Source organism: Collimonas sp. OK607 (genome assembly GCF_900111995.1).
Lineage (GTDB): Bacteria > Pseudomonadota > Gammaproteobacteria > Burkholderiales > Burkholderiaceae_D > Collimonas.
Window position 1 is genome coordinate 134,682 of the sequence record NZ_FOKF01000001.1, and the last position, 25,502, is coordinate 160,183.

The window sequence follows — 25,502 nt, forward strand, 5'->3', positions numbered from 1 at the left end:
GAAAGGTTAAGAAAATGAACAGTCCGGTCAGTTCTATCGTCAGTGCCGGTGCGGCGTCCCGGAAAGACATCCACATGGGTCGCATGCTGGTTGAACAAGGCAAGATGACGCTGGAGGAAGTGGAACGCGTGCGCCGTCTGCAAAAGGAAGAGGGGCTCCGCTTCGGCGAAGCGGCGCAACGCCTCGGCCTGGTCACAGAGGCAGATATCCAGCAGGTGCTGGCGCGTCAATTTGATTACCCTTACCTGCAGGCAGGCGGAGGGAATTATCCGGCGACGCTAATGGCGGCCTACCAGCCCTTCAGTGCGGAAGTCGAAATGCTGCGCTCGGTGCGCAGCGAGTTGATGCTGCGCTGGTTCCGTCCGGGGCGCAAGACCTTGGCGATTGCCAGTGTCAACCCGGGTGATGGAACCAGTTTGCTGGCGGCAAATCTGGCCGTCGTGTTTTCGCAGCTTGGCGAGCAGACGTTGCTGGTCGATGCGAATCTGCGCAACCCGAGCCAGCACAAGATATTCAATCTGGCTGCGGGACGCGGGCTGGCCGATGTCCTGGCCGGACGCGCTGGCCTGGATATGCTGGCGATGGCCGAATCGTTCATCGACCTGTCGTTATTGCCCGCGGGATCGTTAGTGCCTAATCCTCAGGAATTGATCAATCGTTCCAATTTCGTTGTCATGAATGAAACGCTGTGCGACCGCTTCGACATCATTTTGTATGACACACCGGCGTTCTCAAGCGCAGCGGACGCCTTGACCATTGCCTCACGCGCCGGAGGTGTGCTGCTAGTGGTGCGGAAGGATCACACCCGTGTCGCCGATCTCACCGCATTTAGCGAGCAACTCCGACGCAGCGGCACTGAAGTCGTCGGCTCGGTAATGGTGAGTTTCTGATGAGCGGGATAGCCAATTCTTGCAGTCTGGCCGAGTGTGGTTTTCCGCATCCGACTGCAAGCTGTGTCGCCCTGAGACATAAATCGAGGATATAAGCCGCATGCCCTTTTTTGCAAACATCAGGAATTCTATTTTTCCACGACAAGCCGGTTCTCCTGTGCCCGCCGAAAGAGCGGTGTTCTGGATTCTGATGGTCGCGCTGGTGTATCAGGCGGTCTTATGTGCGATTCACACGAACGTTCATCCCATTTCGGTTGCCGCGGTGGGCGTCACTGAAGGCGCCATCTATATCGCATGCCTTGCCGTGTTGATCAAACGTATCCGGCTTGAGTTTGTCGCTGTTGCGTTCCTGGTGGCTGCCTACCTGTTCCTGATGGCGATTTTGCGCAATCAACTGGATCCGAAAGGCTTCAGGGATGTGATGATTCCTATCTTGTTTTACGGGCTGGGACGGGAAATCGGTAACGGTAAATATGCCGATCGCTTGCTTAAGATGATGGTTCTTCTGGTGCTGGTCTTCGGATTTTTCGAATTGTTCTTCCTCGACTGGTTTTCACGAGTCTTCAATATTTTTTCCTATTACGTCAGCCAGGGCAACCTGGCCGCCGGATCCAACTGGGCAAAAGATAGCGTGTTAGGACTGAATGGAATACGGCCGGAAGGGATCGGCCGCACGATTTTGCCATCGTTGATCGGTAACCACCGGGTATCGTCGATTTTTCTGGAACCCGTTTCACTAGGTAATTTCGCGGTCATCATCGCGGCCTGGGGATTATCGAAACGGCGTGACGAGATCAAAGAGATGATTTTTTTCCTGCTGGCCGCCGCCACGATGATTACATTAAGCGATTCGCGCTACGGCATGATCACGGTTGCGGCGCTGGTAGTAATGCGTTGCTTGCCGCTGACGAAAGCCAATACCTGGTTGATCGTTATGCCATTCCTTAGCGTGACGCTGTTACTTCTGCTCGCGACGGTTTTTGGCGGTCACTACAGCGACAGCGTTCTCGGCCGGCTTTTCGTGAGCGGGAAAACATTGTCGAACCTGGATCTGGGAATGATATTCGGCCTGGATGGATTTAATACCAGCTTTGGCGACATGGGCTACCCCTCTTTGCTCACGCGGCTTGGCCTGCTGTTATGCATCTTTTTGTGGGGTGCGTTCTGGATGCTGAAAATGGAAGACGAGAGGGGCAATCGATTCCGGGCGTACATCACGCTGTATATGTCCCTGATCTTGTGTGTTAGCGGAACCTCTCTGTTCGCGTTGAAAACCGCCGGCGTTCTGTGGTTCCTGGTCGGCTGCGCCGCAGGCCGCGCGAAAGATGCATTGCCGGTGCGTCCGGTAACGGCAACACAGCCATCTAACGCCTGAAATGCAATCAAAGGAAATTAAACATGCCTATTAAAGTCGTGCACATCGTGCGTCAATATTCGCCATCCATAGGTGGCATGGAAGACGTGGTCCAGAATATCGCCCGACAGCAGCGCGAGCATCACGATCAGATTCCCAAGATCGTTACACTCAACCGGTTGTTCAGGAATTCTGCTGAATTCCTTGCACCTGAAGCACAGATCAACGGCGTTGGCGTGGTGCGCCTGCCGTTTCACGGCACAAGCAGATACCCGCTTTGTCCGCAGGTGCTGCAGCATGTGGCGGATGCCGATGTGATCCATGTGCATGGCGTCGATTTCTTCTTCGATTATCTGGCCGTTACCAAGCCATTGCATCGGCGGCCTCTGGTGGCGTCTACCCACGGCGGATTTTTTCATACGAAGTTTGCATCGAAACTGAAGAAAATCTACTTCAATACCGTCACTCGTGCTTCGTCGATGGCTTACGACAAAATCATTGCCACCAGTGATAACGATGGCGATATTTTTGCCAAAATCGTCAATCCGCCAAAATTGGCCGTCATTGAAAATGGTGTCAACGTTGAAAAGTACAGCGGCCAGGCAGCATCGGCGCCGACGAAGACGATGATCTATTTCGGCCGTTGGTCTGTCAATAAAGGCTTGCTGGAAACGCTGGCCTTGTTCAAGCAATTGGCCGCGCGCGAGCCTGGCTGGAAACTGATTATCGCCGGCCGTGAGTACGACCATACCGCGGACGAACTCCGGGCCGCGGTGAATCAACAGCAACTGACGGACTCGGTGCAGATAATACCGAACCCCTCAGATCACGAGCTGGCAAACCTGATCGGGCAATCCAGTTATTTCATTTGCTTGTCGCGGCACGAAGGTTTTGGCATAGCGCCAATTGAAGCGATGAGCGCCGGATTGACGCCGGTGTTAAGCGATATCCCACCGTTTCGCCATCTGATCGAGCAATCAAAGATAGGGTATCTGCTCTCGGCAGGAAACGGCGAAGACAACGTTGCCAGCTTGTTGGAATTGCATGAAGAGACGCGTGCGGATTACGCACTCAGGCGGGTGCAGATGCAGCAGTTTGCGGATCGTTACAACTGGCGACATATTGCCGACAAATATATCGACGTATACAAAGACCTTGCAGGTTAAGCCAATTGAAAAAAATGGATTCTCATATTGAAAACCACTGTTAAAGATAGCTGATGCCGACCATGGATAAAACAAGAATCGATGCAATCACAGGCCTGCGCGGACTAGCGGCGCTGCTGGTCGTGTACGGCCACGCGGTGAGTTGGTTCTCTCTTCCCTGGAAAATCAATTTTTCCGGCGAAATCGGCGTGATGGTTTTCTTTTCATTGAGCGGATTTCTCATGGCTTATCTTTACCTTGGAAAGAAATTCTCAGCCCTGAGCGTCGTCGAATACGCGATATCCAGGTTTTCGAGAATTGCGCCTGCTTATCTGGTTATTTTGTTGTTCTCATTTTTCATCTACTCATACATCGATCCGAATTTCGTGTATGACATTTCGAGTAAAAATATCCTCCGGCACATTTTTTTCTCAGGCAACGTGTCGGTGTTCTGGAGTATCACGCCCGAGGTTGAGTTCTATTTTCTATTCGTTCTTGTATGGGCTGCGGCCAATCGTTATGTGACACGCTTCGATATGACGGGTTTGGTATTCCTGACTTTCGGCGCCTTGGTCCTTTTGTCGTATCGGGATGTGTTTCCGGGCACTTTTGTCGGTGCAAAACTTCACTATTTCCTGTTCGGCGTCATCGCCGGAATCGTTCGTTCGAGAATGGGGGCTGTGAATCAGGACGGTAAATCGATCCTCGGCCTGCATGCATTGTTGCTTGCATCGATGGTATTGATGGAGAGCGGCTGGATTGCCTTTCCTTTTTCTAGCAACAAGGAATTCTATAGCAGCATTCTGACAGCCGTTTTCGGCTCCTTCCTGGTATTCGGTTTTTCGTTTCCATCCGCGCTAGGCAAGTTTTTCTTCGAAAACAAGGCAATCGTTTTATGCGGGGAATGCAGTTTCTCGATTTATTTGCTGCATATGCCGATCATTTATCTTTTCCATAAATTTCTCCCGTCGCCGTTACAGATGGCTTTGCTCATCCCCTTTGTGATGCTTGTCCTCGGACTGTCGTGGCTCAACTATCAGCTGATTGAAAAGCCGGGAGCACGGTTAATCAAGTCCATGGGAAATGCATTCAAACGGAAATTCATTCCGCTTTTTCCACTGGCGCCCCGCCCACAACCCCTCTCCGTTGAAAGTGAAACCAGATGATGAAATTTTTTACAAATAGGACGCGTGGCAGCGTTCACCGGATTCCTGGAATCTGGCGCCGGACGGTGGCCATTGCGGCGGCTATCGGATGTTTCTTGATTTGCAATCTGGCCGCGGCAAATTGCCTGGATGGCAAACGCATGGTTGGCGTGAATCTGAGCGGCGCCGAGTTTGCCGCGGATAAATTGCCAGGGACGGTCTTTAAGGATTACGTTTATCCCGACCTGGCTGACATGCGCCATTTCCAATCGCTTGGAATGAATACATTTCGCCTGCCGTTCTTGTGGGAACGGATACAGCCGCAATTATTCGGTGCGCTTGATCAGGGAGAATTGCAAAGGATAAAGGACAGCGTCGCATCCGCCCAATCGCTGGGAGTTTGCATCGTTCTGGATGTTCACAATTTTGGCCAGTACCGTGGCAATCCTATCGGTTCGTCCGGAGTGCCGCGTGCCGCTTTCATCGATTTGTGGGTGCGCTTGCTGACAGCGTTCAAGGATCCGGCCAACACCGCGTTCGATTTGATGAATGAACCCGCAAAAATGTCGGTGGCGGCTTGGGCGTCAACGGCGCAGGAGACGGTTAACACCTTGCGTAAGCGTGGCTCGAAGCATTTGATCATGGTTCCTGGCGGTGGCTGGAGCGGTGCGCATTCCTGGGATGCGAAAGATAACGGCGTGTCGAATGCCGATGCATTCCGGTCGTTTCGCGATCCTGCAAACAATTACATGATCGAAGTGCATCAGTATGCGGACGCGGATTCTTCCGGAACCTCCAACAGCTGCGTCGATCCTGCCCGCCTGAGCGCGATCATGGCAAACATGACGGTATGGGCCAACTCGACGCGCCAGCGCTTGTTTCTCGGTGAGTTCGGTGTAGCTGTCAACGATCCGTGTTTAAAGGCATTGACGGCAATCATGGAGGGAATGAAAGGTAGCCCTGCCTGGGGCGGCTGGACTTACTGGTCCACCGGCCAGTGGCTGGGGACTTATCCGTTCAGTATCCAGCCGGATGACAACGGCGATAAACCGCAAACGGCAATTTTGAAAAATTACATTTTGCAGTGAGATTCAAAGCAGGGCGCGGCGGAGTGCAGGTTGACATTTTGTCGATGCATCCGAGGTGCAAGAAGAGCAAAGGAATTTAAATGAAATTTTCACTGATATTAGCTACGGTAGGGCGCTCTGACGAAGTGTCCCGGCTTTTGGCATCGCTGGATGCGCAGGACTATCGAAACTTCGAATTGATCGTGGTCGATCAAAACAAAGACGACAGATTAGTGGCGATGTTGACATCGTATCGCGAGAAATTTGCGATTCAGCATGTGCGCTCGGCTGCGCATGGCGTGTCCCGTGCACGTAATGTCGGCCTTGGATTGGCAGATGGAGATGTGATTTCCTTTCCTGACGACGACTGCTGGTATCCGGCGGGTTTGCTGCAAAAAGTCGCCACAGAATTGAACAGGCATCCGGAACTGGATGGGCTCACCGGACGTTTTACCGATGGCGACGGTCGCACCGAGGGGCGCTGGCTGGAAAGCAGCGCGTTGTTGAATCGCTATAACGTTTGGCGCGGTGCAATTGAATTCAGTATTTTTTTGCGTCGCCGCGTGGTCGATGCGGTGGGGAATTTCAACGAATTGCTTGGGGTTGGAGCCGGCACGGTCTGGGGGGCAGCGGAGGGGACTGATTATCTGTTGCGCAGTCTGCAGCATGGTTTCAAATTGAAATTTCTGGTCGACTTGACCTTGCATCACCCGGTCAAGACCATCGATTTCGATGACGGCGCCTGCAACCGACAGAAAAAATATGAAACCGGAATCGGCCATGTGATGCGGATCAACGACTATCCACTCTGGTACTTCCCGGCCACTTGCCTGCGCACTTGCGCAGGAATTTTATTGGCTATGGCGAAAGGTGATTTTCCGAAGGCGCGATTCAAATACGTCAGCGTATTGGCGCGCATGCACGGTTGGCGCGGTTAGGGCAGCGGGAGCGAGTAACCGTGCCTGAATTTTTTACAAAAATAGGAGCAAGATGAATCAGAAAAGCGCTAGCGGCGGCTTGGCATCGGGATCGATCTGGTCGATCGTGGATAACCTTGCGCAGCAAATACTGTCGTTCGCCGTCTTTGCGGTTCTGGCACACTTTCTGACGCCAGATGCATTTGGCTTGCTGACTATTGCGCATCTGTTCATTTTGTTTACCCGCCTGGTGGTATTCGACGCGATTGCCATGCCGATCGTGCGCACCGCCATACCAAACGACAGACTTTATTCATGGGTGTTTACGTGTTGCACGGCGGTCGGCTTGCTACTCACCGGGTTGATGTTTCTTTCGGCTGGTTTTGTGTCGTCGCTGTTTCGAGCGCCGGAGCTCAAAACAGTACTGCAAGGGATGAGCGTCTCGATTCTGTTTTTCGGTCTGGTGCGCGCTTACGAGGCACGACTTGTGCGCAACATGATGTTTCGCCAGCTTGCAATCCGCTCTATTTTTTCAGTAACGATAGGCGGCGCTACCGGTATCGCGCTTGCCGCGAGCGGCTGGGGGGCGATGTCTTTGGTGGTGCAACAGGTGACAGCATCCGGCCTGGCATTGGTGCTGGTTGTGGTACAGAGTCGTTGGCTTCCGAGCATGGTGCTTGATGGCGCGCTGACGCGTAAATATTGGAATGATATCCGACAAGTAGGGCTGACCGGCATACTCGGATTTGCCAACGCCAACGGCGATTCCCTGCTGGTGGGGATTTTTCTGGGCCCGTATGCCACCGGCCTGTACAACCTGGCAAAACGGGTGACATCGTCTGTATATCTGGTCATCTCCAGTTCGATGCACAAAGTCGCACTCCCGGTGTTCTCCGACGCCGGGATGGATCTGGCCGCACTGCGTCGCGGCTATTTGAAAATTCTCGGCATTACGCTGTTTTGCGTTGCCCCCTTGCTGTGTTTCCAGGCTGTGCTGGCGACACCTTTGGTGGTCACGGTTTTCGGCGAAAAATGGTTGCCGGCGGCGTCTACGGTAGGTGCCTTGGCGCTGCTATATCTGATCTCGTCGATTGTGCAACTGAATGACTATTTGTTTTTCGCCTTGGGGAAAAATCGTGTCCCTGTGCTGCTGGGGATCACGCAATTGACGCTCGCTACCTGCCTGGCCGCAGTTTTCTACCGTTTCGGCCTGCTGGGCATGAGCTTGTCATTCTGCGCCGCTTACCTGCTGGTATTTCCGGTATCGCAATTGCTGCTGAGCCGAGAGCTCGGTTTGAGTTTGCGCATGACCTGGTACGCACTGGCGCCGCCTTTGGTGGGAAGCATCATATTAATGTTTGGTTTAGGTGCTTACCTGTTGTTGATGCAGCAGCACTTCACCAATGTGGTCTTGGTTGGAGGAGCGGCTTTTATTGCGTGTCTGCTGTATCCGCTGATGGTGGTTATCACGGGCTGGCATATCAGAGCGGTCAACGGTTCCTGGCACGAGGTGTCGCTTTCGGTGATTCGGCTACGTCGATTTTTCATGCGCTAGATGGTTGTATCGGTTGCACGTTTGCCAGATTTCGAAGATACGCCGACCAAGGCTATTTCATACTTTATTTAGGTATTGTTGTTAAGAAGGAGCTGTCCATGAGACCAGAAAAGATCATTTCGATCGCGGGTTTTTCAGTTGTTACAACGACGTCGCCGGCGTTGAGCAGATATTTGTTGCGCACAGTACGGGCGGGTAAAAAAGCGACGCTGCTTTTCGCCAATACCAATTTCATTGTCCAATGCCGCTATCTGCTTGACAAGCTCTACAAGGAGTCGGTGACGATTGTCAATGACGGCGTTGGCATGGACATCGCGGCGTATCTTTTCCGCCGCGAAGTATTCAAGGAAAATTTAAATGGCACAGATTTCGTGCCGCAATTATTTTCCGCTGCGAGGACACCGATGCGCGTGTTCATGTTGGGTGGCAAGCCGGAGATACTCAAAAAATCAATAGATCATGTCAGTCAGAAATTGAACCAGATAGTGGTTGGCAGCTGCGACGGCTATGCGGGTATGGCAAACAACCGGGCAACACTGATTGACTCGATCAATAACTCGCAGGCAGAAGTTGTTCTGGTGGCGCTTGGCAACCCGATTCAAGAGGAATGGATTCTCGCCAACCGCCAGGCCCTGAATGCAAATGTAGTTATCGGCGTTGGCGCCCTGTTCGATTTTTGGGGCGGCTACAAGCCGCGCGCGCCGCGCCTGGTGCAACGCACCCGGCTCGAATGGCTATATCGGCTGTGTCTTGAACCACGCCGGCTACTGCGTCGCTATACCGTCGACATCATGACATTCCTGATTTTGTGTCGCAAATATCGCGAAGGAAGTCGACAGACTTGAAGTGAGTGGTTAGGCGTTTGCTGGCAGTTCGATAGTAGTTGATGGCAGCCAGAAACGCCGGATCTTATTTTTTAATGCAATTTAGTGAGGTAGGAAACATGAAAGCAATGATTTTAGCTGCCGGTAAGGGCACTCGTGTTCAACCATTAACTTACGATCTTCCCAAACCGATGATTCCGATTCTGGGCAAGCCGGTAATGGCTTATCTGGTCGAATATCTCGCCAGCTACGGTGTGCGCGACATCATGGTGAATGTCAGTTACCTGCATCAGAAAATAGAAGAATATTTCGGTGATGGAAACCAGTTCGGCGTGCAGATCGGCTATTCCTTCGAAGGTTATGTCGATGACAGTGGCGAAGTAGTGCCGGAGCCCCTTGGCTCTGCCGGCGGCATCAAGAAAATCCAGGAGTTTGCCAACTTCTTCGACGAAACCACCATCGTGATATGCGGTGACGCCTTGATCGACCTCGATCTTACCTCTGCGCTGTTCGAGCACAAGCAGAAAGGGGCGTTGGCCAGCGTCATTACCAAGGAAGTGCCATGGGATAAGGTGAACAACTACGGTGTAGTGGTGACGGATAAGGATGGACGCGTGCAGTCGTTCCAGGAAAAGCCAAACCAGAAAGATGCATTATCCAATTTTGCAAGCACCGGGATTTATATCTTCGAACCTGAAGTCATCGATCTTATTCCAGCTAATACCGTGTTCGATATCGGTTCCGAGCTGTTCCCGCTGATGGCGCAAAAGGGTATGCCGTTTTATGCGCAGCAGCGTTTTTTCAACTGGATCGATATCGGCACCGTGACCGATTTCTGGAGTGTGCTGCAAAGCGTATTGCAGGGCGAGGTGGCGCAACTGGAAGTGCCCGGAACGCAAATTGCCGACGGTCTGTGGGCCGGCCTCAACACCAGCATAGATTGGGAAGGAACGACCATCGAAGGCCCGGTCTATATCGGGTCCGGATGCAAGATCGAGGCCGGTTGCAAGATCGTCGGTCCGACCTGGATCGGCCATGGCAGTCACATATGTTCCGGCGCCGAAGTGGTGCGCAGTGTGCTGTTTGAATACACCCGCATACTCGACAACTCGCATCTGGATGAAGTCATTGTAGTCAAGGAATATAGCGTCGACCGTGCGGGAAACATGCGCAAACTGCCGGAAGCGGGTGGTGATTACGACTGGGGCGACGCACGTGACCGGTTGCCGGAAAGAGACGTCGAAAACGCAACATCTTTGTCAGTGAGTAACCTATGAATATATATCCCGTCATCCTCGCCGGAGGTTCCGGAACGCGGTTGTGGCCGCTGTCACGCGAGGCGTTGCCGAAGCAACTGCTGCCGCTATGTTCGGATCGCTCGATGCTGCAAGAGGCGCTGCTGCGCCTGTCGGAGTGGCCGGAGTTGATGCCGCCGCTGCTAACGTGCGGCAATGAGCACCGTTTTTTGGTGGCTGAACAAATGCGTGCAATCGGCGTTCTTCCACTCGATATTCTGCTGGAGCCGGAAAGTAAGAACACCGCGCCAACGGTTGCGGTGGCGGCGCACTATCTGCTGAAACAGGATCAGGACGCAGTAATGCTGGTGCTGCCGGCCGACCACGTAATTGGCGATGTAGAGGCGTTCCATGCGGCGGTTCAGCGCGCGATGCCAGCGGCCGAAAACGGCGCGCTCGTGACATTCGGCATCGTGCCGTCAGGCCCTGAAACCGGCTATGGATATATTCGCAGAGGTAAAACCGCCATGCAAGGTAGCGAGGGCTGTTATGCCGTCGAAAAATTTGTCGAAAAGCCTGATCGCGCTACCGCCGAGGTTTTCGTTGCAGATAAGGCCTATAGCTGGAATAGCGGGATGTTTCTATTCAAGGCGGCACGCTACCTTGAAGAATTACAGGAATATCGCCCTGCGATTGCAGATAGCTGTCAAAAATCGTTCGACGGCGCTTACCACGATCTCGATTTTTGCCGCTTGAACGAAGCTTCCTATGCCGTTTGCCCATCGGAGTCGATCGACTACGCAGTGATGGAGCACACGCGCCACGCGGTAGTGGTGCCGGCGGAAATGGGCTGGAGCGACGTCGGTTCCTGGTCCGCGCTTTGGGATGTACTGAAGGAGGCAGAGGGGGACTCCGAGCAGAATGTGTTACGTGGAGACGTGTACACGGACGACGTTCAGAATTCGATGATTCGAGCAGAGAATCGCTTCGTCGCGGTGATCGGCGTCCAGGACCTGGTGGTGGTGGAAACCAAGGATGCGGTATTGGTGGTGCACAAAGACCAGGTGCAGGGCGTCAAGAAAATTGTCGAAGACCTTAAGAAAAATAGTCGTACCGAGCACATGAACCATATGCAGGTATATCGCCCATGGGGCAATTATGAGGGCATCGATGCCGGCGACCGGTTCCAGGTCAAGCGCATTACCGTTAAGCCCGGAGGGAAACTGTCCCTTCAGATGCATCATCACCGTGCCGAACATTGGGTGGTAGTGACCGGGACCGCGCTGATTACTCGCGGCGATGAAGAAAAACTGCTTACCGAGAATGAGTCCACCTACATACCGATCGGTGTCAAGCATCGCCTGGAAAATCCCGGAAAAATGCCATTGCATTTGATCGAAGTGCAATCCGGCGGTTATCTGGGAGAGGACGACATCGTTCGCTTCGACGATATATACAAGCGCAGTTGAATACAAGCGCAGTTGAAACGTCTCGATATTTTTATTTCTCACTTACATAAAAACTATGCTCCCACTCCAAAAATCGATATTCAAAGCCTATGATATCCGCGGCATTGTCGGTAAAACCCTGGATGCCTGTATCGCAAAAAAAATCGGTCTGGCTTTCGGCATTGCGGCCCGCGCAAAAGGTGAAAATACGATCGTCATCGGCCGCGATGGACGCTTGTCAGGCCCTGAATTGAGCGCGGCGCTGGCAGCCGGGTTACAAAAAGCCGGCGTGGATGTGATTGATTTGGGAATGGTCGTCACGCCGATGGTCTATTTTGCTACCCATATTCTTGGCGCCCAGTCCGGTGTGATGGTAACCGGCAGCCATAATCCGCCTGATTACAACGGTTTCAAAATGGTGCTGGCTGGCGAAGCGATTCATGGCGAGACGATACAGGCGTTGTATCAGCAGATCGTCAATGCCACCACTACCAGGCAAGCATTGGCGGAACCAGGGAACTACCGCACTCACGACATCAAGAACGCTTATCTCCAACGCATCCTGAGCGACGTCAAATTGGCGCGTCCCATGAAAATCGTAGTGGACAGTGGCAATGGCGTCGCGGGCGCCTTTGCCGGCGATTTGTATCGCGCACTCGGGTGCGAAGTGCAAGAGTTGTTTTGTGAGGTGGACGGGACGTTCCCCAACCATCATCCCGATCCGGCCCATCCGGAAAATCTGCAAGATGTGATTCATGCTCTGCAAACCGGCGACGCGGAACTTGGCCTGGCTTTCGACGGCGATGGCGACCGTCTCGGGGTAGTCACCAAAGACGGCCAGATAATTTATCCGGACCGTCAATTGATGTTGTTTGCCGCAGACGTACTGACGCGTCATCCGGGCCAGGATATTTTATACGACGTCAAATGCACGCGCCATCTCGCACAGTGGATTGCCACGCATGGCGGTCAGCCATTGATGTGGAAGACCGGACATTCACTGGTGAAGGCCAAGATGCGTGAGACGGGAGCGCCGCTTGGTGGTGAGATGAGCGGCCACGTTTTCTTCAAGGATCGCTGGTACGGCTTTGACGATGGCTTGTATGCAGGTGTCCGATTGCTGGAGCTGCTGAGCCGCGAAATTGATCCTTCTGCGGTGCTGAACGCATTACCGCAATCAATCAGTACGCCCGAGTTGCAACTGCAGCTACTCGAAGGTGAGAATTTCACGTTGATAGAGAAGCTGCAGGAGGAGGCAAAATTTCCAGACGCTGAGGAAATCATCAAGATCGACGGCCTGCGTGTTGAATACACAGATGGATTCGGACTGGCGCGCTCATCAAATACGACACCGGTTGTGGTGATGCGTTTCGAAGCTGAGACGGAAGCTGCTTTGGCGCGCATACAGGCAGAGTTCAAACGTGTGATTCTGGCTGCAAAGTCGGATGCGGTTCTGCCTTTTCAAATGTCTGGCTAGACAAATAAAAATTCAAAACGGAGATTCTCATGTCCTCTATATCAAAAGTGCCATTAAAATTTTTTTGGGCCAATACATCAAGAATCACCCGGAATATCGTGATGAGAGGATCGATGCTGAAACTGAAGACATGGCATCGAGGATTGCTGCTCATGTTAAACATTAGACAGCATCTTAAATTCATCCGTATCCTTAGTCACCCGCAAACGAAGCAATTGATCGTTAGCAAACCGGAGTTGACTTACAAATACTTGAGAAACTATATCTCTTTCAATATTTCTGCAAGAACCGGTCTATTAATCCTGATTTCACATTATTCCTACTTGCAAAATAATTTCAGAATTGATTTTTTAGAGAATATTTCACGTTCACCTGTTCTGCTTTGGAGCCAATATGTCGAAGGGATTTCATTTGAAATAGTGATGGATTTTCCGCACACGGTCGACCATGAAGGAGATTTATGCCTGATCTTCAAATGCGATCTGGTGAGTATTTATCGCGTGATATTTGTAATAGCCGATGGCGGCTTATTTCAACTTCCGGACGAACATGTGATGTGTATATCCAGTGTCCAGGGAATAAACGGTTTCGAGGGAATTCGGCAGGCTACAAAAAATTGCCATGACATCCAGCCCGCCCAGCTGTTGATGGCTGCAATGAATGGAGTGGGGCTGGCTCTCGGTATCAAGACGATAGTGGGTATTGCCACCAAAAGCCAAATTTCGCAGAGTGAAAAATTTTATTTTTCCTATGATGAATTTTTTGGGAAATATGGTGATCTTGTCCCGCACAAGAGTTTTTATAAAATTCCGCTGCCATACATAGAAAGCCCGCTGGATTTAATTCATACCCGCCATCGTAAAAGGACGCAGAAAAAGCGTGCTTTTAAAAATGAAATCAGAGATAAGGTGGCATGCTCGATTGAACGATATCTTGTCAACGACCCCGTCCCTTGTTCAGCCTCAAGTACATGAGAAGAAGCGCTGTTTCTGCTCACTAAATAAAGGCCCCATTTTTGTCGATCTATTCTCATCCTTCACCGCGCAACCAGGGTTCATTTGACCGCTACGATTTTGTCGACAACGCCAAGGCCATCGGCATGGTCCTGGTTGTTCTCGGTCACAGCAGGGGACTACCTGACTATATTGTGAGGCTGATATTCAGTTTTCACGTGCCATTGTTTTTCTTCATATCCGGATTCCTGATCAAGTCAAGCAAACTGGATGTGCCGATTTTCCGCAATGCTAAAAAGGTATTGCAAACCTTGGCCATCCCTTATGTTCTGTTTTTCCTGCTCGCTTTTCTGTACTGGCTCGCTACGCGTAACATCGGCGCGAAGGCTTTGCTGACTGCCGGTCAAGCATGGTATTCACCCATCCTCGGCTTGTTCACGGGGTTGGAGTCGGATCTTTTTGTTGATCCCCCACTCTGGTTTTTTCCGTGCCTGATCATGACGGCGATAACCTATCATGCCTCACGCAAGTTCCTGACATTGACTGCGGCGACCTGTATCTTCGGAGCCCTTGCTTTTGTCATTACACTATTCTGGAAGGATTCGCCCTTCAGGCTACCCTTGAGCCTGGACAGCATGTGGGTAGCGCTATCGTTCTATGCCATTGGACAGTATGTCCGCGAGAAGAATTTCTTTAGCAATATAAAGCCAGGCTATCTGTTCGTCATTTTTATTATTGCGGTTGCGCTGCTTGTTTATGCAGAGGGACTCAACGGCAAGGTCGATTTCGCCAACATGCATTTCGGCAGATGGCCGGCGCTGTATATGCTAACCGCCTTGCTGGGAATTATCTCCACATTTGCGTTTTCCGCGTTATTTCCCGTGTCGAGAATAAGCGCATGGATATCGAAAAACACCCTGACAATTTTCCCGGTGCATTTCATTTTCCTGAGCCTGATACGTGGCGTCATGGTTTCTTTGCATGCGATTCCTGGCGACTACGCCTATGGCATCGAATGGAGCGTCGTCAGCAGCGTTCTAGCGATAATGTTTTGTGTTCCGTTCGTATTTTTTTTACGCCGTTTGCCCGTTGCAAACACCAGACGTTCGCCATAAGAATGTCGCAGCCCCACTTGCCGCGACAATCCGTTGTTTTCGGCTTTTTAGCTCAACAACCGCTCGCGCTTTTGCTCTTCATCAAAAAACAGCCGCGACGGTTTGATCAGGTCGCTGCGGCTGATGATGCCGATCAGACGGCGGCTATGCAAATCGCTTACCACCGGCAGCCGCTCCAGGTGATGCGTGGCCATGCGGGCTGCGGCGATGCGGCAGGTTTCGGACGGTAGCGCAACCAGGGCGGCAGACTGTTCGATGTAGGTTGGATTGAACAATGTCGTCAAGGTATTGCTGCCATCGGCTTGCGGACCGAAGCTGCTGCGTTCGACCATGCCTATCAAACCTTGTTCGATGTCGACTACCGGATAGCTGCGATGCACTTGCCCCGCGCCGAAATAGCGCTCCAGGGTTTCCGCGATAGTGAGGCTGGCCGGGATCGCGGCTACAGCATGCGTCATCACTTCATCCACATGCTGCCGTTCCAGCGGATCGACACCGTATTCGCGATAGATGTGATAACCGCGACGGGCGATTTTTTCGGTCATGATCGAGCGCCGCATGGTCAAGACGGTAAAGCCGTAAGCGACGCCGGTGGTGAGCAGTAGCGGCAGCAAGGCGTTGGTGTCGTGGGTCAGTCCGAAGGCGAAGACGGCAGCGGTAAGCGGTGCGCCTAGTACGCCGGCCAACACCGCCGCCATGCATACCAAGGGCCACAAATGTGCATCGCCGCCAGGCAGCCACGGCGCCAGCACGGTGCCGAGACCCGCGCCGATAATCAGCAACGGCGCGAGGACACCGCCGGAAGTGCCGGAGCCGAGTGCAATGACCCAGATCACGGCTTTGACCAGCAGCAGGCTCAGCGCCAGTTGCAAGGCCAGGTTGCCATTGAGCAGATCGCCGATGACGTCGTAACCGACACCGAGCGCACGCGGCTCAAAATACCCGCCTATGCCCACTGCGATGCCCCCCAGCGCCGGCCACCACATCCAATGGACCGGCAGTTTGCCGAACAGGTCCTCAACCTTGTATAAGGCAGTCGACATCAATGCCGATAAGGCGCCGCCCAGAATCCCGGCGATGACGCAGGAGAACAGGGCGCTAATGCCGATTTCCGATGTCTGTAACGGGAACAGCGGGCCGGTATCCAGTAACAATGGGCGGGTGAATCCGGCCACTGCGCAGGCAACGATGACTGGCAGCAGGCTGCGCGGCCGCAATTCGAACAGCAGCAGTTCTACCGCCAGCAACACAGCCGCTACAGGTGTGCCGAACACCGCGGTCATGCCGGCTGCGGCGCCGGCCACCAGCAAGGTCTTGCGTTCGGCTCCGGTCAGGTGAAAATGCTGGGCGATCAGCGAGCCGATTGCGCCGCCGGTCATGATGATCGGGCCTTCTGCACCAAACGGGCCGCCGCTGCCGATCACGATGCCTGAAGACAGCGGTTTGAGGATGGCGACCTTGGCCGACATTTTACTTTTGCCGAACAGGATAGCTTCGATCGCTTCCGGAATCCCGTGGCCGCGGATTTTCTCTGAGCCGAAACGTGCAATCAGGCCGACAATCAGGCCGCCCGCTACCGGCAGCAAGATGACCCAGGGGCCCAGATGATTATCTGCGGGTGAACGCGTAACGAAAGACAGCGTTTGATAGAAGAACAGATTGGTGAACAGCCGGATCAGGTTCAGCAGTGCAAATGCCGCCAGCGTGCCGAAGCCGCCGATGACCACTGCAATCAGTGAAATCTTGAGCAGGCGCGTATCGGCCGCGAAGTCGCGTTTGTGCGAATGATGGTTGGAGGACATGATGGAACTCTCAAGTATTGAAGGTATTTATATTCGGCACGCGGAAGATATCGGTAAGAGTATTCAGTTCTGCATGGTGCAATTCCGCCAGCTTGGCCAGGCAGCGTTCGCCCGCGGGCAGTAGATGGATGTTGACCTGGCGGCGGTCGATCTCACTGTTGCAGCGTTCGACCAATTCGAGTTTTTCGCAACGCGAGATCAGCGCAACCACACTGTGATGCTGCGACTGCAGGCGTTCGGCCAGCTCGCCGACGCTGGCCCAGTCACGGCCGGGAGTGCCTTTTACGTGCAGCAACAGCAGGTATTGCTGAGGTGTAACACCTTCGCTTTGGGCCGCGTCTTCACTGAAGCGCAGGAATTTTCGGAGTTGGTAGCGAAATGTCGATAGCGCTTCAAAATCTTGCTTGGACAGGGATGAGGATGGCATCTTATGCTCGGGTTTTAGGGGGGAATGGAATTCTTGAGGCCTGTAAATATATCACAATACGATATAAATTCACTAAAGTATGATTTGATCCAAATGGCCTGAGCCAGTTTCTAGCGCCGGTGCACCCGGGAAGATCTGCAAAATAGTAATAAAATGCAACTTCCGTCGGCGTGGGGAAAAGCAGATGAATTCAGATCGAAGCAAGGTTGCGGAGCTGCCGATACAGCTTTTCGATCAGCAAAAGGACTGGGCCGCATGGCTGAAAAAGAACCATGACAAGTCGCCCGGCGTCTGGCTGCGGCTGGCGAAGAAGTACTCGGATCGGGCTTCGGTTTCGTATCCCGAAGCAGTGGAGTCGGCGTTGTGCTACGGATGGATAGATGGCCAGAAAAAGAGCGACGATGACGATTTCTGGCTGCAGAAATTTACGCCGCGTTCAGCCAGGAGCATCTGGTCCAGGATCAATCGCGACAAAGCCTTGGCGCTGATCGAAAGCGGTCGGATGATGCCATCCGGGTTCAAGGAGGTGGAGCGCGCCCGGAACGACGGCCGTTGGGACGCTGCCTATGACTCGGCCAGCACGTCGTCCGTACCGGCAGATTTCCAGGCGGCGTTGGACGCCAGCCCGCGCGCGCAGGCGTTTTTTTCCACGCTCAGCAGCAGCAATCGTTACGCTGTTTTGTTCAGGATTCAAACAGCGAAAAAAGCGGAAACGCGTGCCAGGCGCATCCAGGACTACACCAGTATGCTGGAACGGCACGAGAAATTTCATCCGTGATTTGTTTTTCCGTTATACCTGATGTCAGGTAACGATAACTGTGCCGCCTGTTGATGTTGTCCATGGCATCTCCATAGTTATTGCGATCACCTGATCGACAAAACCCTATACCGGTGTACCCTGTGATTAATTCCCGCCTGAACTTTCCGTTTAAAACCTCTGTCTGAATCCTCGTTCGGGGAATAAATTTTTCATATCTGCGGTCTTGTGCTTCATGAACCCTGGAAATGCCTGGATGATCGATTCGACAAAAAAACAGCGGTTCCAAGCCAGTGTACTGCCGCACTTGAACTCCGCGTTCAACCTGGCGTGCTGGCTCACGCGCAGCCGTCAGGATGCGGAAGACGTGGTGCAGGAAGCTTATTTGCGCGCTTTTAAATTCTTCGACGGTTTTCATGGCGACGACAGTCGCGCCTGGCTGCTGACCATCGTGCGCAATACTTTCTACACCTGGTACCAGGAGCAGCAGAAACAGCCGCAGCAAACCGCGTTCGACGAGGATGTGCAGATTTTTCAAACCGGCGACGGGCTCGACATGGCGGCCGCAGACAACAATCCCGAGACGCTGCTGATGCAGAAAGACAGCGAGCGCCAGCTACGGCAGGCGCTGCAAGCGTTGCCGCTGGAATTTCGCGAGGTGATGGTGATGCGTGAGCTGGAAGAGCTATCTTATAAGCAGATCGCCGCCATCGTCGGTATTCCGATCGGCACGGTAATGTCGCGCCTGGGGCGCGGCCGTAAATTGCTGGCGACAATTCTTGCGCCAGCCAGGCAGGAGGCATGATGGATCATCAGGAAGTACTGGAGCTGTTGCCGGCTTATGGCGATCAGGAGCTCGGCATTGGCGAGGCACTGGAGGTGCAGCGTCATCTTGATAGCTGTGCCGATTGTCAGCGCGAATATACCGCCCAGCGCATCGTCAGTGCACGCTTCAAGAAGGAGGCGGACTATTTCGATGCCCCGCCACATCTGGCGCAGCGCATCAGCGCCGCCTTGCCGCAAGACCCGCCGCGCGCCAAACCATGGCGTATCAACTGGCTCAATCTCGGTGCTGCCATGGCGGCCGGACTGGCGCTGGCATGGAGCATCGGCTTGTATCTCAACCTGCCGTCGGACCAGGATAAACTGACTGAGGAAGTGGTTGCCAGCCATGTTCGCTCACTGCAGGTCGATCATCTCTCGGATGTGGCCTCAACTGACCAGCACACGGTGAAACCCTGGTTCAACGGCAAGCTGAATTTTTCTCCGCCTGTGGTCGATCTGGCATCCCGCGGCTTTCCGCTGATCGGCGGCCGCCTCGATTATCTCGGCGGCCGGCCGGTGGCCGCGTTGATTTACCGGCACGCCCAACATCCTATCAATTTGTATATTTGGCCGAGTAACGACAGGGATGTGGCGCCACAGTTGCAAAACAGGCAAGGCTACCATATCGTGCGCTGGACCTGGGATGGCATGAATTACTGGACCGTATCTGATCTGGCAGCGAATGAACTGGAAAATTTCGCGGGAATGGTGCGCTCCACGGTACGTCAATAAGTTACCTTAATCGCAGCATCTTAAGAGTACGTTACATTTTTTTGATGGGCGCCAACAAACTAATAACATTTTCTTGTTTGACAGATGCCCGTTCGTAGACGAAAGTGAATAGGTTCGGAATGGCAGTAATTCATGGGACCTTGCTTACCTGTCCAGATGGATCGGTCCTGTTTACGCATACATATGCAGGAATAGGCAAGTAACTGCCATTTTTGACAGTTCAATAAGAATTACCAAAAGCGTACTATCAAGGAAAAGAGGCGAGCCGCCTGTACGGTGTGCCGCTCTAGCGGCAGAGCCGAGGATATTCTGTTTTCCAACGCATCGCTTTGCCGCTGTTTTCCCTTGCAAGAAACGGCACGCCGTCACTGTCAGCAGTGTCTGGGCGGCCTTTTCTTCCAACATCAAGCTATAAGGAGATAGTAATGGTCAGGCTGAATGAGGGTACCGTCATTTTTAAAGGACTGGCTTACGAATTCGACAGCACTGCCGAGGCAGCAGAATTCAAGAAACGCCTGGAAGCAGGCGGCGATCCGAAACACTATGCAGATGCATTCAAGTGCATTGATATTTATTCGACTCCTGCTAAGCGTGAGGTGCAGGAAGCCTGATTTGGCGAATTTTCGCTGCTACGGTTGTTGATGCACGGATGGACTGCGTCAACACCGGTACGATGTCGTTCTGTGCTAGGATTTTGCTTCGATAAATTCAACCGGAGAACCTATGCAGCTCATCGGCATGCTTGACTCACCTTATGTCCGCCGCGTCTCGATTTCCTTGCAATTGCTTGGGATTTCGTTCGAACACCGTTCCATCTCCGTGTTCAGCACATTCGAACAATTTCGGGAAATCAATCCGGTAGTCAAGGCGCCGTCGCTGGTGTGCGACGACGGCGAGCTGTTGATGGATTCAACGCTTATCCTGGATTACGCGGAAGCGCTGGCGGCGCCTGGCAAGAGTCTGATGCCGGCCGCAATCGGCGAGCGCCAGCATGCACTACGGGTTATCGGACTGGCACTGGCAGCATGCGAAAAAACTGTGCAGATTGTCTATGAACGCAACTTGCGGCCTGCAGAAAAGCAGCACGAGCCGTGGGTCACGCGCGTCCAGGGTCAGCTCTATGCTGCCTACCAGGCGCTGGAGCTCGAACTGCGTAACAGGCCATTGGATGTCGCCAGCAAGACGATTAACCAGGCCGGTGTGACTACTGCGGTGGCCTGGCAATTCACGCGGATGATGTTGCCGGAAATCGTCCTCGCGGCCGACTATCCAACGCTGCAGTCGTTCTCTGAACGGGCTGAGCAGCTGGCGGAGTTCATCGCCGCACCGCCGTTATAAGAAATAGGAGTCTGCCGGGCTGCACGTGGAGTCCGGCGGCATCTATTGTGTGTGTTGCTTGTTGTTTATTGCGAATGTGCTGCGCCACTCTTGCTGTGTGCGGCGCCGGTATCGTCGCACCAGGACGGACGGACATCGGGGTCGTCGCATTTAAACCCCGGATATGCACAGCCGCTCAGCAACGAAATCAAGGCAAGTATACCTAGTGCTGTTTTCATGAAAGCCGCCCTTGGATTGGGTATTGATTCGGGTTTTTATTCGAATTTCAATTCATCAGCCGGCATTGCCGCAGCTCGCATTTGTACAGCTGTTGCTGGCCGTCCTGGCAACTGACCTGATAAGTTTCGGCGGCGGTGGTCTTCGCAATCAGTGTTGCGCTGCCGGCCGGAGTGCACGCGTTCCTTTTCGCCATCCGTTCCACTGTGTCGGACAATTCTCCATTTTTGCGGGCGGAGGGGTGTTGCGGCATCTCGACAATCTGCTCCGACGGGCTCAATGATTCTGATAGCGATACCGGCGCCGGCGCTGAGCTGCGTGGCGGGGGTGTATAACTGCGCACAGTCGGTTGTGCAACGCAGCCGGCGAGGAGAGTGGCTGCAACGGTGGCGGTGAGAAGTAGCGATGGACCTTTCATGCGTCTCCCAATTAAAAATGCATCAATCCGGACTGTGATGTCAGTGTGTCAAATGTATCATCTTTTTGGAGAGCGTTAGCGCGGCTTCAAGTTTAGCCCGTGTGGGGAAAAATAGAAACTACAAGCTAAACGAAAGCTTGCGGTCGCGTTCTTCAGAATTTCAACGCCTTGAGATAACCCGTCAACTCGAGATAACCGTGACCGGCGCGCCGGCCGTCGCGATTGACTGTTACCGCACCTTCCCAATATACCGATCCGGTCGATAACCGCGAATCGAGTTCCTGGTCGTCTTGCAAGGGCACCAGCGACCAGACGATGGCGCCGGCACCTGTGCCGGAGCCCGCATTTACCCCGGTATGCAGCGCTTGCTGCACCGGATAGCTGGCATCGGTACGCGGCGAACGCCAATGACGTTCAGGCTGGAAGCTGACCTGTTCGGGAGGAAACTGGGTGACCTTGCCGCTGGCATCGCGCAAGGCAGCATGCGCCCATATCTTGTCGCCGCTACGATTGCGAATCTGAAACGCCATCAAGGCTGAGCCGTCATCCAGGTTGGCGCCGAGCCAGTCCCAACCCGTCGCATCGGCGTCCAGCACGCTGGTCGACCATTCGTGATCGAGCCAGGCATTGCCGCTGACGTCTTGCTCGCGGCCGGCGCGGGTCAGTTTGCCGCTGACCTGCAATTGCGGTTCGCTATAGTAGTAGCTGGCTTGCGCCGCTTGCGGCCCTTTGCGTGAATAGCCTTGATCGCCTTGCAGCAACGGTGGCTGGCCAGGCGTCAAACTGAGCTGCAAGGTAAATTCACCGGTAGCGATGCTGGCCTGATAACGGCCGTCGGCGCCGCGCAGCAGGCGCCAGTCGTCCAGTGCGACATCGGTGTTGCCTTCTTTGGCGTAAGCCAGGCCGAAGCCGGCGCGCGCGCTCTTTTGTGCGTGCAGAAGCTTACCCACGCCGGGATCGGACAGCGCCGCATGGGCGATGATCAGTTGCGTCGGCGCGAAGGCGCTCGGGTTGGCGCGATCATGTTCTGTGGCGGAGCGGAAAAAAGTGATCTGGAAACCGATAGGCTTGCCATCCGGCGTGTTCAGCCAGCCGGTGACGTACCACCATTCAGTACGAAAGTCGGGATGTGCGCCGCTGTCTTGCGGCAGCGTGAGCGGATGCCCGGGAGTGACTTGTGCAAAGTGCGGCGGCGCGGCAAATTGCGGCGGCGAGGACAATAGCAGCAAGGCGCACAGCAGCCCGCGGCGAAATCCTGACAACATTACCAGTCCTCCCGTACAGAATGCAGCACATCGACGGAGACGGCCCGTGAACCTGCCAGCAAGGCCGTCGCACCGGCTGAAAGCAGCAGCAACAACGCCACCAGCGCCAGTCCCAGCCATGGCATGTGCAGTTCCATGGTCCAGTGAAACGATTGCGGATTGACGATGAATACCAGGATCAGGCTGATGGTCCAACCGAGCAGAAAGCCAACCAGCATGCCTAGCGCGGTCAGTAGTCCGCCTTCCAATGCCAGCATGGACAGGATCTGGCGGCGCGTTACGCCGACATGGCGCAGCATGCCGAACTCTCGTGCGCGCGCCAGGGTTTGTGCCGAAAAGGTGGCGGCCACGCCAAACAGGCCAATCACGATGGCGACGATTTCCAACAGATACGTAACGGCGAAACTTCTGTCGAAAATGGTCAAGGTGAGCGCGCGGATTTCTCCCGGCTGGGAAAATTCCAGCGTCGCACCGAATGGCAATGCGCGCAACGCCGTAATGACCGTACCCGGATCGACGTCGCGCTGTAAACTCAGCGCAGCATCGGTGACCTCGGTGTCGCCGCTCAATCGCTGATAATCCGCCAGCCGTAACTGGATCGCCCCTGATTGCCGCGCATAATCGCGCCAGATGCCGGCTACCGTGAATCGATAGGAATGTGCGGCCAGCGGCAGCGTGACTTGCTGGCCGAGATGGTAGCCGTACAGGTCGACCATGGCTTCCGAGACCCAGATCGGCAAGCTGTCCGTGGCAATCGCGCTGGCCGGCAATTGCGGGCCGATTATCGGCAAGGTGCGCGCCGGATCGGCAGCGTCGATAGCGCGTGCGATCAATACTACCGGTGGCCGCGCCGGGTCTAGCGTGAGTGTCGAAGTACGCAGGAAATCGGCGCGCGCCACGCCTGGCACGGCCGTCAGCAAGCGCTGCTCGGCAGGGCGCATGGCGCCGGTCTCGCCATTGCTGGCAGAGCGCACATACAGATCTGCCGATAATATCTGCTGCATCCAGTCGTCAACCGATATACGAAAACTAGTCACCATGATCGCCATCGCCACGATCAGGCTAAAGCTGGACAGCACGCCGCCGAGCGCAATCGAGGCCTGTCCCGGAGCGTTGGCAAGGCGCGCAAGCACCAATGTTGTAATGACGCCGTTACGGCGTCCCAGGCTAAATCTTTGAAGTGCCGAAAACACCAGCGAAGCCACCCGTGGCATCAGCGTGATGCCGCCGATTAGCAATAGTGCGACTGCCATATAGCCGAAGACAGGCAAGTCGAATAGCGGTGGCATTTGCGTCAACAGCGCTCCAAGCAGCAGGCAGGCCAACGCCGGCCAGGGTGTTGCCAGCCGCGCCAACGCAGTCTCTTCGCTGCCGGATTTGAGTGCCGCCGCCGGTTGCGCCCGGGCCGCTTCCAATGCCGGCGCCAGGCTGCCGAGCAGGGCGATACCGCTGCCGAGCGCAAAGAAAATCAATGCCGCCGGCAGATCGAATTGCACACTTGCCTGCACACCGCGGAAATAACCGCCGCCCAGATCGCCGCCAAGAAAATGCAAGGCCAGGCCCGCCAACAGATATCCCAACGCTAACCCGAGCAACGCTCCCACGCAACCCAGCAAGCCGCCTTCCAGCAACACCTGGCGTAACAACTGACTGCGGCGCAATCCCAACACGCGCAGCAGCGCAAACTGCGAGCGGCGCCGGATCACTGACAGCGCCTGGGTCGAAAACACCAGGAAGGCGCCGGTAAACAGCGCCACCAGCGCCAGCACATTCAGATTGATGCGATAGGCGCGCGACATGTTGTCGTTGCGGCTTTCCTGGTCCTGGCTTTCCGATACTTGCAAGCGCATTGGCCACTCAGCCTGGAGGGCGCGCCGGAATTGCTCTCGATTGACGCCAGGCTGTAGCTTCAGATCGATGCGCGACAGCTGGCCGATGCGTCCAAAGCGCCATTGCGCCGCGCCGATATCCATGACGGCAAGCCGTTGTCCGGCCCGTGCCCGCACCAGACCGCCGGCGACTCGCAGCTTGACGATGGCGGTGCCATTACGCAGGGCCAGCATTTGGCCGGGTTGTACTTGCAGCCATTGCTGGGCAGCCGGCGACAGGAAGATGGCGTCGTCGGCCAGCGTGTCGAACGGCTTCTCCTGATCGGGTACGCCGATCAGGTCAGGTGTGATGTGGGCCGCGCGGAAGGTATCTATGCCAAGCACTTTCAGCGCGCTGGTCTGGTCCGGCACGGTCACGTTAAGTTCGAGTACCGGGCTGGCAACCGCCACGCCCTTTCTTTTTGCGAGTTGCGGATACAAGGCATCGTCGAACAGTCCTTGTACGCCGCGCAGCTGGAGATCGGACTCGCCGGACAAGCTTCTGGTGGCGGCGGAAAATTCGTTGAAAGCGGCGCCATTGATGAGATCGACCGCATAGCCGAGCGCAACTCCGAGAGCGATGGCGGCAATCGCTATCAGCGCGCGTACCGGATGCGCACGCCATTCACCTAGCAATAACCAGCGTGACAGAGTCCGGACCGGATTGCCGGTTTTGGCAGCGCGAGTGCCGGTATCGGTTCCGGTATCGGTGCTGGTCGATGTCATCGC

24 protein-coding genes are annotated in these 25,502 nt (G+C 54.4%); 18 read left to right on the top strand and 6 right to left on the bottom strand.

The window, feature by feature from the left end; genetic code table 11:
• The first annotated feature begins 14 nt into the window (after positions 1 to 14).
• The 13 genes from epsG (at position 15) to BM029_RS00725 (ending at position 15,125) form a co-directional block, all read left to right on the top strand.
• A complete protein-coding gene (gene epsG / locus BM029_RS00665) occupies positions 15 to 890 on the top strand; it encodes a chain length determinant protein tyrosine kinase EpsG (RefSeq protein ID WP_092431687.1) in 876 nt (291 codons plus the stop codon).
• A 157-nt stretch (positions 891 to 1,047) separates the two neighbouring features.
• Positions 1,048 to 2,265, top strand: coding sequence for a polysaccharide polymerase (locus BM029_RS00670; protein ID WP_244544838.1), 1,218 nt, complete (start codon positions 1,048 to 1,050; stop codon positions 2,263 to 2,265).
• A 23-nt stretch (positions 2,266 to 2,288) separates the two neighbouring features.
• Complete coding sequence (locus BM029_RS00675; RefSeq protein WP_092431690.1) at positions 2,289 to 3,410, top strand: glycosyltransferase family 4 protein; 1,122 nt, start codon at positions 2,289 to 2,291, stop codon at positions 3,408 to 3,410.
• A 53-nt stretch (positions 3,411 to 3,463) separates the two neighbouring features.
• Positions 3,464 to 4,555, top strand: a complete 1,092-nt coding sequence (locus BM029_RS00680; protein ID WP_244544839.1) for an acyltransferase family protein — start codon at positions 3,464 to 3,466, stop codon at positions 4,553 to 4,555.
• A gap of 95 nt (positions 4,556 to 4,650) precedes the next feature.
• A complete protein-coding gene (locus BM029_RS00685; protein ID WP_244544840.1) occupies positions 4,651 to 5,622 on the top strand; it encodes a glycoside hydrolase family 5 protein in 972 nt (323 codons plus the stop codon).
• Positions 5,623 to 5,702: 80 nt separating this feature from the next.
• The gene (locus BM029_RS00690) at positions 5,703 to 6,539 is read left to right on the top strand and encodes a glycosyltransferase family 2 protein (protein ID WP_244544841.1); all 837 of its coding nucleotides are present in this window, start codon (positions 5,703 to 5,705) and stop codon (positions 6,537 to 6,539) included.
• Positions 6,540 to 6,591: 52 nt separating this feature from the next.
• On the top strand, positions 6,592 to 8,073 hold the full coding sequence (locus tag BM029_RS00695) for a lipopolysaccharide biosynthesis protein (RefSeq protein WP_092431692.1): 1,482 nt from the start codon (positions 6,592 to 6,594) through the stop codon (positions 8,071 to 8,073).
• Between the two features lie 98 nt (positions 8,074 to 8,171).
• Positions 8,172 to 8,918, top strand: a complete 747-nt coding sequence (locus tag BM029_RS00700) for a WecB/TagA/CpsF family glycosyltransferase (RefSeq protein WP_092431694.1) — start codon at positions 8,172 to 8,174, stop codon at positions 8,916 to 8,918.
• Positions 8,919 to 9,016: 98 nt separating this feature from the next.
• The gene (locus BM029_RS00705) at positions 9,017 to 10,174 is read left to right on the top strand and encodes a sugar phosphate nucleotidyltransferase (protein WP_092431696.1); all 1,158 of its coding nucleotides are present in this window, start codon (positions 9,017 to 9,019) and stop codon (positions 10,172 to 10,174) included.
• The gene (locus BM029_RS00710; protein WP_092431698.1) at positions 10,171 to 11,601 is read left to right on the top strand and encodes a mannose-1-phosphate guanylyltransferase/mannose-6-phosphate isomerase; all 1,431 of its coding nucleotides are present in this window, start codon (positions 10,171 to 10,173) and stop codon (positions 11,599 to 11,601) included. Before BM029_RS00705 ends, BM029_RS00710 begins: the two co-directional genes overlap by 4 nt.
• A gap of 55 nt (positions 11,602 to 11,656) precedes the next feature.
• Positions 11,657 to 13,057, top strand: coding sequence for a phosphomannomutase/phosphoglucomutase (locus tag BM029_RS00715; protein WP_092431700.1), 1,401 nt, complete (start codon positions 11,657 to 11,659; stop codon positions 13,055 to 13,057).
• 29 nt (positions 13,058 to 13,086) lie between these two features.
• The gene (locus BM029_RS00720; protein WP_092431701.1) at positions 13,087 to 14,031 is read left to right on the top strand and encodes a DUF535 family protein; all 945 of its coding nucleotides are present in this window, start codon (positions 13,087 to 13,089) and stop codon (positions 14,029 to 14,031) included.
• A 41-nt stretch (positions 14,032 to 14,072) separates the two neighbouring features.
• Positions 14,073 to 15,125 carry an acyltransferase family protein gene (locus BM029_RS00725; protein WP_092431703.1) on the top strand — a complete coding sequence of 351 codons (1,053 nt, stop codon included), beginning with the start codon at positions 14,073 to 14,075 and terminating at the stop codon, positions 15,123 to 15,125.
• A gap of 47 nt (positions 15,126 to 15,172) precedes the next feature.
• On the opposite strand, the gene BM029_RS00730 is transcribed toward BM029_RS00725, so the two are convergent.
• Together BM029_RS00730 and BM029_RS00735 are read right to left on the bottom strand one after the other, a co-directional pair.
• Positions 15,173 to 16,927: a chloride channel protein gene (locus tag BM029_RS00730; protein WP_092431705.1), complete on the bottom strand. Its 1,755-nt coding sequence runs from the start codon at positions 16,925 to 16,927 to the stop codon at positions 15,173 to 15,175.
• A gap of 10 nt (positions 16,928 to 16,937) precedes the next feature.
• Positions 16,938 to 17,354, bottom strand: a complete 417-nt coding sequence (locus tag BM029_RS00735; protein ID WP_092431707.1) for a MarR family winged helix-turn-helix transcriptional regulator — start codon at positions 17,352 to 17,354, stop codon at positions 16,938 to 16,940.
• A 184-nt stretch (positions 17,355 to 17,538) separates the two neighbouring features.
• Here BM029_RS00735 and BM029_RS00740 point away from each other — a divergent pair, with 184 nt between their 5' ends.
• The 5 genes from BM029_RS00740 to BM029_RS00760 all read left to right on the top strand — a co-directional run bounded on the left by BM029_RS00740 (position 17,539) and on the right by BM029_RS00760 (position 21,006).
• Positions 17,539 to 18,132: a YdeI/OmpD-associated family protein gene (locus BM029_RS00740; RefSeq protein WP_092431709.1), complete on the top strand. Its 594-nt coding sequence runs from the start codon at positions 17,539 to 17,541 to the stop codon at positions 18,130 to 18,132.
• A gap of 235 nt (positions 18,133 to 18,367) precedes the next feature.
• Positions 18,368 to 18,916 (top strand): sigma-70 family RNA polymerase sigma factor, encoded by a 549-nt coding sequence (locus tag BM029_RS00745; RefSeq protein ID WP_092431711.1) that lies wholly within the window; start codon positions 18,368 to 18,370, stop codon positions 18,914 to 18,916.
• Positions 18,913 to 19,668, top strand: coding sequence for an anti-sigma factor family protein (locus BM029_RS00750; protein WP_092431712.1), 756 nt, complete (start codon positions 18,913 to 18,915; stop codon positions 19,666 to 19,668). Before BM029_RS00745 ends, BM029_RS00750 begins: the two co-directional genes overlap by 4 nt.
• A gap of 425 nt (positions 19,669 to 20,093) precedes the next feature.
• On the top strand, positions 20,094 to 20,279 hold the full coding sequence (locus BM029_RS00755) for a hypothetical protein (protein WP_092431714.1): 186 nt from the start codon (positions 20,094 to 20,096) through the stop codon (positions 20,277 to 20,279).
• A 112-nt stretch (positions 20,280 to 20,391) separates the two neighbouring features.
• Positions 20,392 to 21,006 carry a glutathione S-transferase gene (locus BM029_RS00760; RefSeq protein ID WP_092431716.1) on the top strand — a complete coding sequence of 205 codons (615 nt, stop codon included), beginning with the start codon at positions 20,392 to 20,394 and terminating at the stop codon, positions 21,004 to 21,006.
• 65 nt (positions 21,007 to 21,071) lie between these two features.
• Here the strand turns inward: BM029_RS00760 and BM029_RS25815 are convergent, their stop codons facing one another.
• The 4 genes from BM029_RS25815 to BM029_RS00775 form a co-directional block, all read right to left on the bottom strand.
• On the bottom strand, positions 21,072 to 21,224 hold the full coding sequence (locus BM029_RS25815) for a hypothetical protein (RefSeq protein WP_170850939.1): 153 nt from the start codon (positions 21,222 to 21,224) through the stop codon (positions 21,072 to 21,074).
• 47 nt (positions 21,225 to 21,271) lie between these two features.
• On the bottom strand, positions 21,272 to 21,640 hold the full coding sequence (locus BM029_RS00765) for a hypothetical protein (RefSeq protein WP_092431719.1): 369 nt from the start codon (positions 21,638 to 21,640) through the stop codon (positions 21,272 to 21,274).
• Between the two features lie 152 nt (positions 21,641 to 21,792).
• On the bottom strand, positions 21,793 to 22,905 hold the full coding sequence (locus BM029_RS00770) for a lipocalin-like domain-containing protein (RefSeq protein WP_092431721.1): 1,113 nt from the start codon (positions 22,903 to 22,905) through the stop codon (positions 21,793 to 21,795).
• Complete coding sequence (locus BM029_RS00775) at positions 22,905 to 25,499, bottom strand: ABC transporter permease (protein WP_092431722.1); 2,595 nt, start codon at positions 25,497 to 25,499, stop codon at positions 22,905 to 22,907. Before BM029_RS00775 ends, BM029_RS00770 begins: the two co-directional genes overlap by 1 nt.
• Between the last annotated feature and the right edge of the window lie 3 nt (positions 25,500 to 25,502).

Excerpts from the sequence above, each read along its gene's own strand:
- BM029_RS00735 (WP_092431707.1), bottom strand. The coding sequence starts at position 17,354 with ATGCCATCCTCATCCCTGTCCAAGCAAGATTTTGAAGCGCTATCGACA.
- BM029_RS00680 (WP_244544839.1), top strand. The coding sequence starts at position 3,464 with ATGCCGACCATGGATAAAACAAGAATCGATGCAATCACAGGCCTGCGC.
- BM029_RS00750 (WP_092431712.1), top strand. The coding sequence starts at position 18,913 with ATGATGGATCATCAGGAAGTACTGGAGCTGTTGCCGGCTTATGGCGAT.
- epsG (WP_092431687.1), top strand. The coding sequence starts at position 15 with ATGAACAGTCCGGTCAGTTCTATCGTCAGTGCCGGTGCGGCGTCCCGG.
- BM029_RS00760 (WP_092431716.1), top strand. The coding sequence starts at position 20,392 with ATGCAGCTCATCGGCATGCTTGACTCACCTTATGTCCGCCGCGTCTCG.
- BM029_RS00675 (WP_092431690.1), top strand. The coding sequence starts at position 2,289 with ATGCCTATTAAAGTCGTGCACATCGTGCGTCAATATTCGCCATCCATA.
- BM029_RS00715 (WP_092431700.1), top strand. The coding sequence starts at position 11,657 with ATGCTCCCACTCCAAAAATCGATATTCAAAGCCTATGATATCCGCGGC.
- BM029_RS00690 (WP_244544841.1), top strand. The coding sequence starts at position 5,703 with ATGAAATTTTCACTGATATTAGCTACGGTAGGGCGCTCTGACGAAGTG.
- BM029_RS00700 (WP_092431694.1), top strand. The coding sequence starts at position 8,172 with ATGAGACCAGAAAAGATCATTTCGATCGCGGGTTTTTCAGTTGTTACA.
- BM029_RS00765 (WP_092431719.1), bottom strand. The coding sequence starts at position 21,640 with ATGAAAGGTCCATCGCTACTTCTCACCGCCACCGTTGCAGCCACTCTC.
- BM029_RS00695 (WP_092431692.1), top strand. The coding sequence starts at position 6,592 with ATGAATCAGAAAAGCGCTAGCGGCGGCTTGGCATCGGGATCGATCTGG.
- BM029_RS00740 (WP_092431709.1), top strand. The coding sequence starts at position 17,539 with ATGAATTCAGATCGAAGCAAGGTTGCGGAGCTGCCGATACAGCTTTTC.
- BM029_RS00730 (WP_092431705.1), bottom strand. The coding sequence starts at position 16,927 with ATGTCCTCCAACCATCATTCGCACAAACGCGACTTCGCGGCCGATACG.
- BM029_RS25815 (WP_170850939.1), bottom strand. The coding sequence starts at position 21,224 with ATGAAAACAGCACTAGGTATACTTGCCTTGATTTCGTTGCTGAGCGGC.
- BM029_RS00705 (WP_092431696.1), top strand. The coding sequence starts at position 9,017 with ATGAAAGCAATGATTTTAGCTGCCGGTAAGGGCACTCGTGTTCAACCA.
- BM029_RS00710 (WP_092431698.1), top strand. The coding sequence starts at position 10,171 with ATGAATATATATCCCGTCATCCTCGCCGGAGGTTCCGGAACGCGGTTG.
- BM029_RS00770 (WP_092431721.1), bottom strand. The coding sequence starts at position 22,905 with ATGTTGTCAGGATTTCGCCGCGGGCTGCTGTGCGCCTTGCTGCTATTG.
- BM029_RS00755 (WP_092431714.1), top strand. The coding sequence starts at position 20,094 with ATGGTCAGGCTGAATGAGGGTACCGTCATTTTTAAAGGACTGGCTTAC.
- BM029_RS00720 (WP_092431701.1), top strand. The coding sequence starts at position 13,087 with ATGTCCTCTATATCAAAAGTGCCATTAAAATTTTTTTGGGCCAATACA.
- BM029_RS00775 (WP_092431722.1), bottom strand. The coding sequence starts at position 25,499 with ATGACATCGACCAGCACCGATACCGGAACCGATACCGGCACTCGCGCT.
- BM029_RS00745 (WP_092431711.1), top strand. The coding sequence starts at position 18,368 with ATGATCGATTCGACAAAAAAACAGCGGTTCCAAGCCAGTGTACTGCCG.